At 68.4% G+C, this 12279-nt stretch carries 6 protein-coding genes and 1 pseudogene; 2 read left to right on the forward strand and 5 right to left on the reverse strand.

Annotated elements, in window-relative coordinates; translation table 11 throughout:
* The first annotated feature begins 103 nt into the window (after positions 1-103).
* Complete coding sequence (locus ACIBK0_RS12835) at positions 104-982, forward strand: alpha/beta hydrolase (RefSeq protein ID WP_399078718.1); 879 nt, start codon at positions 104-106, stop codon at positions 980-982.
* A gap of 266 nt (positions 983-1248) precedes the next feature.
* Here the strand turns inward: ACIBK0_RS12835 and ACIBK0_RS12840 are convergent, their stop codons facing one another.
* From ACIBK0_RS12840 to ACIBK0_RS12850, 3 genes and pseudogenes are all read right to left on the reverse strand, one after another.
* On the reverse strand, positions 1249-3867 hold the full coding sequence (locus tag ACIBK0_RS12840; RefSeq protein WP_399078720.1) for a LamG-like jellyroll fold domain-containing protein: 2619 nt from the start codon (positions 3865-3867) through the stop codon (positions 1249-1251).
* 52 nt (positions 3868-3919) lie between these two features.
* Positions 3920-4150 carry a hypothetical protein gene (locus tag ACIBK0_RS12845; protein WP_399078722.1) on the reverse strand — a complete coding sequence of 77 codons (231 nt, stop codon included), beginning with the start codon at positions 4148-4150 and terminating at the stop codon, positions 3920-3922.
* Between the two features lie 362 nt (positions 4151-4512).
* Positions 4513-4725: pseudogene (locus ACIBK0_RS12850) on the reverse strand (NAD(P)(+) transhydrogenase (Re/Si-specific) subunit alpha); the annotation flags it as partial.
* 272 nt (positions 4726-4997) lie between these two features.
* Between ACIBK0_RS12850 and ACIBK0_RS12855 the strand changes: the two are divergent.
* Positions 4998-9170, forward strand: a complete 4173-nt coding sequence (locus ACIBK0_RS12855; protein WP_399078724.1) for a beta-galactosidase — start codon at positions 4998-5000, stop codon at positions 9168-9170.
* 499 nt (positions 9171-9669) lie between these two features.
* Here the strand turns inward: ACIBK0_RS12855 and ACIBK0_RS12860 are convergent, their stop codons facing one another.
* The gene (locus ACIBK0_RS12860) at positions 9670-10071 is read right to left on the reverse strand and encodes a hypothetical protein (RefSeq protein WP_399078726.1); all 402 of its coding nucleotides are present in this window, start codon (positions 10069-10071) and stop codon (positions 9670-9672) included.
* Between the two features lie 1287 nt (positions 10072-11358).
* Positions 11359-12264 (reverse strand): pyridoxamine 5'-phosphate oxidase family protein, encoded by a 906-nt coding sequence (locus ACIBK0_RS12865; protein WP_399078728.1) that lies wholly within the window; start codon positions 12262-12264, stop codon positions 11359-11361.
* Positions 12265-12279 lie beyond the last annotated feature (15 nt).

Here is a 12279-nt window from a genome sequence, read left to right on the forward strand (position 1 = left end):
TCAACGCCCACCGCTCCGGCACCATCAAGGGCCTCAGCGCCGAGGTCGGCGCCTCCGTCACCTCCGGCGCCGCCATCTGCGAAATCAAGGACTGACGGCGCCCATGAGCGAGATCCTCAGCCGCTTCGCCCGGAATGTACGCGAGATCACTGTCGACGCCGACGGCGTACCGCTGTCGGGCCTGCTCAGCGAGCCCTCGCAGACGCCGCCCCGCGCGGTCGTGGTGGCAGTCCACGGCGGGGGCATGCGGGCCGGATACTTCGACGGCCGGGCCCACCCCGGCCTGTCCCTACTGGAGCTCGGGGCCGCTCTCGGATTCACGGTGCTGGCCCTGGACCGCCCCGGCTACGGTCTGTCGGCCGCACGGTTCCCCGCCGGCCAGACGCTCGCCGAGCAGTCGGTGACGCTGCACGCGGCACTCGACACCTTCGCCCGTCGGCACCACATCGGCGCGGGATTCTTCCTGTTGGCCCACTCCTTCGGCGGCAAACTCGCGCTGACCGCCGCCGCCGACGACGCCGGCGGGCGTCTCGTCGGCCTGGACATCTCCGGCTGCGGGTATCAATACGCCGTCGACCCTGCCGAGTTGCCCCACCCGCACAGCCTCGCCACCCGCCGGTTGAGCTGGGGACCGCTGCAGCTGTATCCGCCGAACACCTTCGCCGGCAGTCGCTCGGTACTGGCCCCCATGCCGGAACGGGAGTGGGGCGAGGCGGCCGACTGGCCGGGCCTGTTTCCCGGTATCGCCCGGCGCGTACGGACACCGGTCCGCCTCACCTTCGCGCAGTACGAAGCGTGGTGGCGGCATGACGAGGAAGCGGTGGCGGCGATGACCGGCATGCTGAGCGGGACACGCGTCGTCCTCGACCGTCAGCCGGACGCGGGGCACAACATCAGTCTCGGCTGGGCGGCGCGCTCGTATCACCTGCGAGCCCTCGGGTTCCTGGAGGAGTGCCTGTGCGGCACGAGGACGGCAAGGTGATCACGCAGGCTCGCGAGCGATCGGGCACATCAGCCGAAACCTAACGACCACGCCATTGAGACACAGCAGCCGACACCTGACGACCACGCCATCGAGCTGGACCACCGCACAAAAAGATCCCCGCGGTTGTGATGATCAACCGCGGGGATCTTGCTGGTGTTCGAGGGGCGAGTCGACCACTGACGATATGGTCGTGGCGGCGCAGGGCAAGGTCTACTTCTGAAACCGACGTGTGCCAAGAAACAGGCGCCTCGGGCAGTGACCGATCAGGTCAGGACGAGTTCCAGCACGGTGACCGAGAGCGGCGGCACGGTGCTGGTGAAGGACGCTGCCGCGCCGGTCACGGTGCTCGTCCTGGGCACCAAAGTGTCGGGTTCCGTCAGCGTGTTGGTGGTGGCGCGCGAGGGGCCGGTCAGGACCGTCGCGGTGGCCTGCCGCTTGACCCCCTTGGCCAGCCCCTTCAGCTCGACCGGCACGTTCACCTTCTCCGTCCCGCAGTTGACGACCGCGAGGTAGAGGCGGTTCCCGGAGCGGGTGGCCACGGTGGCGAGGCCGGGCAGCGCACGCGCGGCGGCCGGCAGCACCGTGTTGCCGAGCCTGCTCGTCAGCATGTGCTGTGCCCAGTAGCTGGGCGACACGTAGCTCGTAAGGTTGTCGTAGGCGATCAGATTGGTGGCCCAGACGTTGTTCTTGACGTGCGAGAAGAGCGGCGCGTAGCACTCCATGAGGACCTGATCGGAGTTGCGGATCAGCCCGGCCAGCCAAGCGGCGTCGCCGAGCGCCGCGTTGAGGTCGGGTGTGGGGCGGCCCTCCTGCGCGGCCCACTCTCCGACGAACACCTTCGTCGAATTGCGGTCCCGGTTGTCGTACTTGTGGGTGGAGGCCTGGGCGGCGGACGGCGCGAGGTAGTAGTGCTCGTCGATCAGGTCCGGCGTGCGGCTCGTCACGAACGTCGTGGCGATCAGCTTCAGATGCGGGTACTTCGCCTTGATCGCGTCGTAGAAGGCCGCGAACCGCTCGTTGTACGACCCCGAGGAGTCGAACCAGTCCTCGTTGCCGATCTCCACGAACTCCAGTGGGAACGGCTCCGGACGTCCATCGGCGGCACGTCGTGCGCCCCAGGTGCTGGTGACAGGACCGGTGATGTACTCGATCTCGTCGAGTGCGTCCTGGACGAATGGTTTGAGCGCGTCGCCGGTGACATGGTCACCCTTGAGCGCGTAGCCGGCGTAGACGGCGAGGACCGGCTGGGCATGCATGTCCTCGACCCATTCCAGGTATTCGAGGAGTCCGAGTCCGTCCGTGGACCAGTAGCCCCAGGCGTCGTCCATGTGGCCCGGGCGCTCCCAGACCGGACCAATGGTGTTCTTCCAGTTGAACCGTGTCGCAATGGTGTTGCCCTCCAGGAAGTTCCCGCCGGGGAAGCGCAGGAACTTCGGCTTCAGAGCGACCAGTTTGTCCATCAGGTCGATGCGCAGGCCGTTGGGCCGGTTGTTGTAGGCGGGCGGGAAGAGGGACACGTGCTGGAGCCACAAGGTCTCGCCCGCGGCGGAGGGGTCGGCGGTGGTGACGGTCAGCCTTGCGTCACCGACCAGGGGGGTGCGCGAACCGGTGCGCAGGGTCAGCTCGAACGGGCGGCCGGGGAAGGCGGTGCCGATGTGGGGCACGAGGGCGGAGGCGTACACCGTCGCGCCGTCCGCTGACTCGATGGCCACCCTGAGCGGGCCGATGCGTCGCGACGCCTTGGCGAACAGCCGGGCGGTGTAGGTGGTTCTCGGCCGCACTGGTATGCCCCAGAAGCCGTCATTGGCCACGCCGTCCCGGTTTCCGGCCCTGGTGCTGCTCGGCAGAACGACCTTGAGGGAACGGTTCAGCGCGGCGTTGAGCGGGTTGGCGGAGTCGAGGGCGAGGGACGTCCCACCCACGGCGGACCAGTGGACGGGCGACGTGTCGCTGGCCATCATCGAGCGGTTCTGCACCAGCTCGGCGTAGATGCCGCCCTCGCCGGAGTGGTTGATGTCCTCGAACATCAGGCCAGGGAGGACGGGGGACACGGCGTGCGCGGGGTTGCCGACGTCCACACTCAGCAGCGGCGTCGTGGTCTCCACGGGGACCCCGGCCAGCGCGGCGACCTGCTCCGAGGTGAGGACGGACGGGAACATCCACACGTCGTCGATCAGGCCGTGCCACTGATCGACGTGCCCGCCGCCGTAGAGCGCGCGGCCGATGGCGGTGTCGCCAGTGCCGGCCCAGCCTGCCGTATAGGCGGTCTCCCCCTCCAGCACGCCGTTGACGTAGAGGCGGATGACGCCAGTGGTCGGGTCGCTGACGCCGACCAGGTGGGTCCAGGTGTTGGAGGCGGGCGCCGAAGCGGCGGCCGCCACCGCAGCACTCTGGGTGGCGTCTGAGCCCAGCCGGGCGAAGGCGAAGGTGCCGGTGTCGTCGCGCAGCCCCAGGTAGAAGGAGCTGACGACCTTGCCGTCGATACTGACGGCTGTCTGGTAGCCGCCGAGTTGAGCGAGGTTGACCCAGGCGCCCACCGAGAACGCCTTGGAGGTGTCGAGGGCCGGCCCGGACGCCGTGGCGTTGCCGCCTGCCTTGAGGCTCAGGCTGTGGGTGCCGATCTTGCCGGTGTCCCAGCCGGCCGCGCCCTGGAGCGCTGCGGTGCGACCGTTGCCGGAGGAGTCGACGGCGGAGGTGCCGGACCCTTCGTCGAAGGTCCACTGTGCGGCTGCGGCGGGGAGGTACGCGGCAGTGGCGCTCGCGGTTGTGCCGGTGAGTCCGGCGGCCCCGGCGGGAGCGGCGGCGGCGAAGGTCCCGGCGAGGGAGGCGGCGCCCAGGACGGTGAGGACGGTTCTGCGCGGCACTCCGGCATCTGAAGGCATGCGGCTCATTCCTTTGTGACGGACCGTTGCGTTGCGTACCGGCCGGAGTAGCTCAGCCTGCCGAAGCTGCCGGCTGACTCCGTTCGACATTTCGTACGGCGATCGATACTTCGAGCAGCAGGGATCTTAAGGCGTCGGCGAGGCCCGTCAATACCCCTTGTATGGCAATGCTTCTCAAGGCACAGGTGCCGGCCCAGCGGTTCAGCAGGTGTCCGGCTGAACCGGTGAACTTCACGGCGCCTACCAAGGCATCGATCGCGGTGATCAGATCGTCCGGCTCCAAGGACTCCAGCTTGACGCATGCTGACTGACGAGTCGTCAACGGAATGCCAAGGGGCAAGGTGCTCCACGACGGCCAGAACCCCACACCTCTCGCCGAACTGCGTCAGCACGTCGAGCACGAACCCCGGGTCGAGGAGGTGCAGAGTGTGCTGAGACCTGCAGGCCGACCAACGCACCAGCAATTCTCGGCAGAAGCAGTCAGCAAGTCCTCCGCAACAGTGATCACTTCCGGATTCCGTTGAGGCCGGGCTGGCGGCGCGCCGTGACGGCGAAATCGTCGTCGCGCACGACCTACCACGCATCCCCATACAGCAACACCGAGCCCATGGCCGAATCCCTGGCCACAACTCGCCGGGGACCCCGCAGCCGGGAGGCCAGGTCGGTGTAGCCGATGATGGTGACGCCGTTGTCGGTGACGACCGCACGTCCCGGCACGGCGCCCTCGACGTTGCCGCCCTGGACGGCGGCCATGCCGACGACGACGCCGCCCGGCTTCATGACCGCCACGTCCCGCGCCGTCAGCAGGCGCAACGCCGGCCGGCCCGGGATCAGCTCGGTGGTGATGACGATGTCCACGGCCTGCTTCCTGTTCACCACGCTCCCAAGCCTCGTGATAGGCCTTCAGGAGGGTCGGGTGCTCTTGACAGTCATCTCCGCCCCTCCTGTGCCGTTCGGTGACCGTACCCCGTGACGCATGGTCAGTGGCCGGGCGTACGTACGACTTCCAAGCCGCCGTGCCACCTCGACGGCGTGCTCCCGCCCCATTGTGTTGCTCCTTGCGCCCCTCTACTGTTCGACTTTGCCTGAGTCTGTTTGATGCTGATTGCTCAGGCGGTATGGAGGCCGCAGTGCGGAGCAATCGGATCGGTTCAGAAACTGCGAGACCCAGTCGCCGTCGGGGGTGGAGGGCGATCCTCGCGACGGCCGCGACCATCGCCCTGGCCGCAGGCATGACCGCGCCAGCGGCGGCGCAGGACGTCGGCGGGCAGGCACCCACAGCCGCGTCTGCCGCCAGTCCGGGGGCGCACACGGTGAGTCTCGACGGCTACTCGTTCCTCGTCGACGGCAAGCGCACCTACCTGTGGTCCGGCGAGTTCCACTACTTCCGGCTCCCGAGTCCGGACCTGTGGCGCGACATCTTCCAGAAGATGAAGGCCGCCGGGTTCAACGCCACCTCGTTGTACTTCGACTGGGGGTACCACTCGCCGAAGCCGGGTGTGTACGACTTCAGCGGGGTCCGTGACGTCGACAAGCTGCTCGACATGGCCCAGGAGGCCGGGCTCTACGTGATCGCGCGCCCGGCGCCATACATCAACGCGGAGGTCGACAGCGGCGGCCTGCCCGGCTGGATGACCACCAAGGCCGGGCACAACCGCAGTGACGACCCGCAGTTCCTGAAATACGCGGACGAGTGGCTGACCCAGATCGACCGGATCATCGCCCGCCACCAGCTGACCAACGGCACCGGATCGGTCATCGCCTACCAGGTCGAGAACGAGTACTACAACGGCTCGGCCGCCGGCCGCTCCTACATGAAGCACCTGGAGGACAAGGCCCGGGCCGACGGCATCACGGTACCGCTGACGGGTAACAACAACGGCACCTTCAACTCCGGTACCGGCGCCCCGGACGTCGACGGACCGGACTCCTACCCGCAGGGCTTCAACTGCTCGAACCCCTCGAAGTGGAACGGCGTCCCCGACATCAGCTACGACCACCCGGACGGCAAGCCGCTGTACTCGCCGGAGTTCCAGGGCGGCGCCTTCGATCCCTGGGGCGGGCCGGGCTACGACAAGTGCGCCCAGCTGATCAACGACCAGTTCGCCAACGTGTTCTACAAGCAGAACATCGCCGTCGGCGCCACCGCGCAGAGCTTCTACATGACCTACGGCGGCACCAACTGGGGCTGGCTGGGCATGCCGGAGAACTACACGTCCTACGACTACGGGGCCGCGATCCGCGAGAACCGTGAGCTCGATCCGAAGTACTACGAGGACAAGCTGATCGGGTACCTCACTCAGTCGGTCGCCCCGCTGACCAAGACCGAGGCGATCAGGGCCACGCCGCCGGACGACTCCGCGGTCGTCGACACCGCCCGGATGAACCCCGACACCAAGACGCAGTTCCACGTGCTGCGGCACGGTAACTCCACGTCCACGGCGGTCGACAAGACCCACATCTCGCTGGACTTCAACGCCCAGCCGTCCGCGGACACCACCTACACCTGGGACGACCCCGACTCCGCGCTGCAGTACGCCGGTTCGTGGTCGCACGTCGCCGACCAGAGCTACACCGGCGGCGACTACAAGCACACCGAGTCGTTCTCCAACAAGGCCGGTGACTCGGTCACCGTCCCCTTCGACGGCACCGCGATCCGCTGGATCGGCTCGAAGACAAACAACCACGGCTACGCCGACGTCTACCTCGACGGCACCAAGGTGGCGACGGTCGACGACTCCGGCGGCGAGAACCAGGCCGTGATCTTCCAGAAGACCGGTCTGACGCCCGGTGCGCACACGCTGAAGATCGTCGTCGACGGGAACCGCAGCTCGGGGTCCACGGACAACTACGTGGCCATCGACGCTATCGACGTGCCGACGGCCGCCACCGCGACGCCGACCTACCGGGTCGTGCCGCAGCAGCCGGGGACCGCGATCACCCTCGGCGGGCGCGACTCGCACGTGATCGTGGCGAACTACCGGCTCGGGGAATCGCAGCTGCAGTACTCGACGTCGGAGATCATGACCCACGCGACCATTGGCAACCGGCACGTCGCCGTGCTCTACGGCGACTCGGACAGCGACGGCGAGACCGTGCTGCGCTACTCCTCCAAGCCCACCGTGACCACCAGCGGCGGCACGGTCACGACCACCTGGGACGAGGCCACCCGTGACCTGCGGCTGAACTACACGCACAAGGGCCTGATCCGCATCAGCATCAGCGACGGCGGAAGGCGCCCGCTGCAGCTGCTCGTCGGCGACAAGGCCACGGCGGAGACCTTCTGGCGTCAGGACACGGCGACCGGCCCGGTACTCGTGCGCGGCACCCACCTGCTGCGGACGGCGACCAGCCTGGACGGCGGCCACACCGTGGCGCTCACCGGCGACAACCCCGACGACAAGAACATCGAGGTGTTCACCTCCGCCGACCACATCACCTGGAACGGCAAGGCATTGGACACCCAGGCCACCGACACAGGAAGCCTCACCGGGAAGATCCCGGTGGCTGCCCCGATACACTTGCCGACACTGACGAACTGGAAGCACGCCGAGGAGTCCCCCGAAGCAGCCCCCGGTTTCGACGACTCCAGCTGGCCGGTGGCCGACAAGACGACCACCAACAGCGTCTCCGGCATCAACTCGCTGCCCGTGCTCTACGCGGACGACTACGGGTTCCACACCGGCAACACGTGGTACCGCGGCCGCTTCCGCGCCACCGGCAAGGAGACCGGCATCCACCTGGTCTCGGACTCCGGCGGCAAGGCGCAGGCGCTCTCCGCCTGGCTCAACGGCACCTTCCTGGGCAGTTCCACCACAGGCAGCGCCGACTTCACCTTCCCGGCCGGTTCGGTGAAGTCCAAGGGGGACAACGTCATATCCGTACTCACCGTGAACATGGGGCACGAGGAGGACTACAACTCGACCAACGGCAACAAGACCGCGCGCGGCCTGACCAGCGCCTCCCTCGTCGGGGCACCGCTGACCTCCGTCACCTGGCGGCTGCAGGGCGTACGGGGCGGCGAGGACCTGCAGGACCCGGTACGCGGCCCGCTCTCGACCGGCGGCCTGTACGGCGAGCGGGCCGGCTGGTCCCTGCCGGGCTACCCGGACGGCAACTGGAACCAGGTGTCCCTGCCGACGACCGACACGCGCCCCGGGGTCTCCTGGTACCGCACCGACGTCAACCTGGACCTGCCGCACGGCCAGGACACCTCGCTCGGGCTGACGTTCACCGACGACCCGTCACGCAAGTACCGTGCCACGATCTTCGTAAACGGCTGGCATGTCGGCAACTACGTCAACTACCTCGGCCCGCAGCACACCTTCCCGGTCCCCAACGGGATCCTGAATCCGAACGGCCGGAACAGCATCGCCATCGCCGTGTGGAACCTGGACGGCAGCACCGGCGGCCTGGGCCAGGTCTCACTCATCAACTACGGCAGCTACGCCTCGTCCCTGCGCGTCGCGCAGAACGATAGCCCCCGCTACGACCACCGCAAGTACGCGATGCCAAAGCGTCCCGGAGCGGATGTCACCCTGGACGTGCCGAACACAGCCCAGTCAGCACAGGCCTTCACGACCGAGGCGACGGTGCAGGTGCCGAAGGACCGACCGTCCGCCGCCCGACTGACGGCCTCGCTCTCCGCACCCGACGGCTGGAGCGTGAGCGCCACAAGCCCCACGTCGGTCGAGCGCCTGCAACCCGGCGGATCGGCCACCTTCACCTGGAAGGTCCAGCCGCCGGCTGGGAAGCCGCCATCCGCCTCGGCACTCACCGCCACCGTGCACTACCTGCAGAACGGGCGGCAGGCTGTCGGCGGTGACGAGCGCATCGTCGGCGGGATCCCGTCGGCTCCGCCAGCCGGGAAGAGCGCTGTGAGCGACCTGCCATTCTTGTCGTCCACCAACGGGTGGGGGCCGGTGGAGCGCGACAGCAGCGTCGGCGAACAGGCGGCCCGGGACGGCCGTCCGATCAGCATCGCCGGTGTCAGTTACGCCAAGGGCCTGGGCACCAACTCGGTCAGCGACGTCGAGCTCTACCTCGCCGGAAAATGCTCTCGCTTGACGGCGGACGTCGGTGTCGACGACGAGACAGGTGGTGCCGGAACGGTGACGTTCTCCGTGATCGCCGACGGCAAGACCTTGGTGACCACGCCGACGCTCCGCGGCAAAGAGGCCGCGGTGCCGATCGACGCCGACGTCAGCGGCGCCCAGGTGGTCGACCTCAATGTCGGTGGCGCCGACGACGGCAACGGCAACGACCACGGTGACTGGGCCATGCCGACGCTGACGTGCGGCTAGACGTGCAGCTGACGGACACCTGTGACGGTGGGTCCTGAATCTTCTGTCGCAGGGGTTCGTTGGTCCCACACGGCAAACCAGCTCCCGACGTCTCCCTCGAGATGCCCGCCGCCCCGACGGGCCCCGCATCACTGCATCGTCGTCGAGGACTCCCCGCCGGAAGCGCAGGCCGCCCGCGGGGCTGGAATGCGCCGCATCGCCGTGCCCGGCACCGAGGAGCGACCCCAAAATCCGCACCTCTCGGGACTGCTCAGCAAGCCAGGGAAGCGGAACAGCAGCGCCGGGAAGCCGCCGTGGAAGAAGCCCGCGCCGCCTTCGCCCACGCCTACCGCGTCAAATTCGCGCCCACCAAGCACTCCATTCGCACGATGCGGGCCGCGGCTCTGGTGAAAGAAGAAGGAGGAGGCCGCCGCGGCGTGAGCGGACGCCACCCATGTGGGTGATGACAGCCGACCCGGCAGCGGAGGACTTGCCCAGGCGTCCCTGGGCTTGCCCGGGGTCAACTGCGCCAGCGGTATCCGAGCCAGCCGCCGGTCTTCTGCTCGGGCTGTGTCTCCTCCGCCTCCCGGCGTTCACGCTCTTGCCCCTGGCACGCGCGTTCGCCCTGTTCGGCTTGGTGCGTGGTCGCGCGGTTCTTGCAGTCGTCGCACAGGTATGGGTGGCTGTCACGCGGGCGGCCCCAGTCGAGCACCGTGGTGGCCTTCCACGGGGCGTCGCTGAACTTCTGTCCGCAGTCGCCGCACACAGGACGCCGCGCCTCGCGTTCGGCCGCCTCCTGCAAGGCACGGCGCTGCTGCTCCGCCTCGGCCGTGGCCACCTTCAGTACTCCCAGCACGCGCAGCACATCACCGCGCAGATCATTCGAGGACCTTCCCGGATTGGCCTTGCGCTTCCCCGCCATCAGCTCCACCCCTCCTCCATCGCGCCCGGCCACCAGCCGGGCGCCGGCCCCGCCCGGGCAGGGCGGGACGCCCCGCAGGGCCCTCGGAACCGATGCTCTCCTCCACCACTGACACCCCACCCCCACCCATATCCCAGGGGCTGAGTGTGTGGAGGAGAGAAGAGGGTCGTGACGACGCCGACCACGAGCCGATTCCTGTGCTGACGAGGGTATTTGCCCTCCCGCCGGCTGCTGGGCACCAAAGTGGGTTCCCAAGGAGGTCGCCAAGGGGCCCCGGCAGGAGCCCGTCCCGGCTTACCCAGTGTGGGCCGGGCTTCCCGTCCGGCCGGGCACTGTGATGCGGGAGCGGTGGCCGCTGCCCGGCCCCTGGGCGCGTGGTGGTCGTCATCGTCTCTCCTTCGCTGCCCCTGCTCGCGGCGGTGGTCGAAGGAGCAGCGTGGACAAGCGCCCCTTGTCCACGGTCTGTTCGCGCCGGTTGCGAGGCTGGTCAAAGAGAAACACCCGGCCACGGCGGCGCGCGCCGACCAGGACAAGGGGCGTGGTCGGACTCAATCGGACCCCTTGTCCGCCCTTGGTCGGGGTACCGGAGGCGGACAAGGGGGTGCGGGGGTGGACGGCGGTCGCGTACGTCATCGCAGTCGTGGAGAGCGTGGCCCGGTCACGGGGGCCAGCCAGCGGGGCATTGGGCCGAATCGATCGGCCGTTCCTCCCCGCGCTCGGGAGGGTCTTCACGATGGGGCGCGCGAGACTGCCTCTCCAGCCACCGGCAGCTCTCTCGACTCGCGTGATCTATCGCTACTCGTCTCCGTCAGCGCGTTGCCATTGAGCATAGCGGGGCGGCGGGCAGGGATATGACAGCAAGATCACCTCAACGAGCCGGTGACTACTTTTCAATGCCTGTCGGGCTATACCGCCCTTTGCTGCAGAAGACTTGCCAGGGTGGCGTCCAGCCGTGCCAGAGTCCGCTCCCGGTCCAGGATCGCAGTGAGTTCGCTGTCCCGCGCGGTCGTCGCGCACCCCATCTCGATCAGGCGAGACGGGCGAGAATGCTGCTGCTCGCAGACCTCCTCACGCCCGTCGCCGAAGGCGCGCTGGACTGCTGACCAGCGAAGAAAGGAGGCCGGACAAGGAAACCGCCGCAACGACAAAACACCCGCGCCCGGCCGGGAGCCGGAGGCGGGTGCCAGTTTCCCCTGCCCGTCAAACGGGTCTTGTGGGGCAATGGTGTGTCCGAGGGGGGAATCGACCGCTGACGACACGGTCGTGATCACCCAAGGACGCCTCTGGTCACAAGGTCGTCCCGGCCGACGAGGCGGCTCGAGGCAAGGTCGATGCCCTTGACGGGGGATCGCCGGCCTCGTGCCGCGGGCGCTCGTATGGCGCGCGGCCGGCTGCCTCGGCCGCCGAGCCGAAGAAGTCACCGCCCTTGCGCTTGTAGTCGTCCGTACCCCATGCGCGGTCCCCGCGTGCCGGGACCTTCTGAAGATGCGGGATGTGCTTGGCGCAGTGGATGTACGCCTCCTCCACCGTGACCTCCACCCACAGCTGAGTCCGGCGGCCGGGCACGGGGTCGACCGGCAGGCCCGGACGTTCGCGGCGCATCTCTTCGTCGGGGACGACACGGGCCCGGCCGTTGATGTGGAGGCCGACCCGGTCCTGAAGGAAGTCGATCATGAGGATGCCGACGTGTGGATTCTCCTGGATGTTGCCGAGGCTGGCGAGGACGCCGTTGCCGCGGTACTCGGGATAGGCCACCGTCCTGTCGTCGAAGACCTGGATGAAGCCAGGAGGTCCGGCTCGGAAGGTGTTGTCGCACTCCCCATGGCGGTCGGATGTGGCAAGGAAGAACATCTCCTGCCGCACCGCGAACTCCCGCATCCGCGGGTTGAGCCGGTCGAGCACCTGCTCGTCGTAGAACTTGTCGGCACGGTCGCTGGTGCCCATGTGCTCTTGGAGCCGGTGCTCGCCGTCACTGCCCGGGCGGTCAGGGCGGGAGGGGCTGACGCGGCGGACGCCTGGTAGGAGGGCCCGCTGGTGCTGGATCGGAGCACCGTCGTCCCCACAGACAAGGTCGGCGCCTTCGGCCCTGGACGCGGCCGCCCCGCTGTCGGCGTGCCCCGGGGCAGGTTTTCGCCCCGGGTCCTCGTTCCGGTCCCGGCCCGGGTGCCCGTCCAGGTTCAGGTGCCCGTCCACGTTCCTCCGTGTCTC

The organism is Streptomyces sp. NPDC050564 (assembly GCF_044457265.1).
Lineage (GTDB): Bacteria > Actinomycetota > Actinomycetes > Streptomycetales > Streptomycetaceae > Streptomyces.

What these genes read in the sequence shown, in the direction of transcription:
- ACIBK0_RS12835 (WP_399078718.1), top strand. Translation starts at nt 104, where the DNA reads ATGAGCGAGATCCTCAGCCGCTTCGCCCGGAATGTACGCGAGATCACT.
- ACIBK0_RS12840 (WP_399078720.1), bottom strand. Translation starts at nt 3,867, where the DNA reads ATGCCTTCAGATGCCGGAGTGCCGCGCAGAACCGTCCTCACCGTCCTG.
- ACIBK0_RS12860 (WP_399078726.1), bottom strand. Translation starts at nt 10,071, where the DNA reads ATGGCGGGGAAGCGCAAGGCCAATCCGGGAAGGTCCTCGAATGATCTG.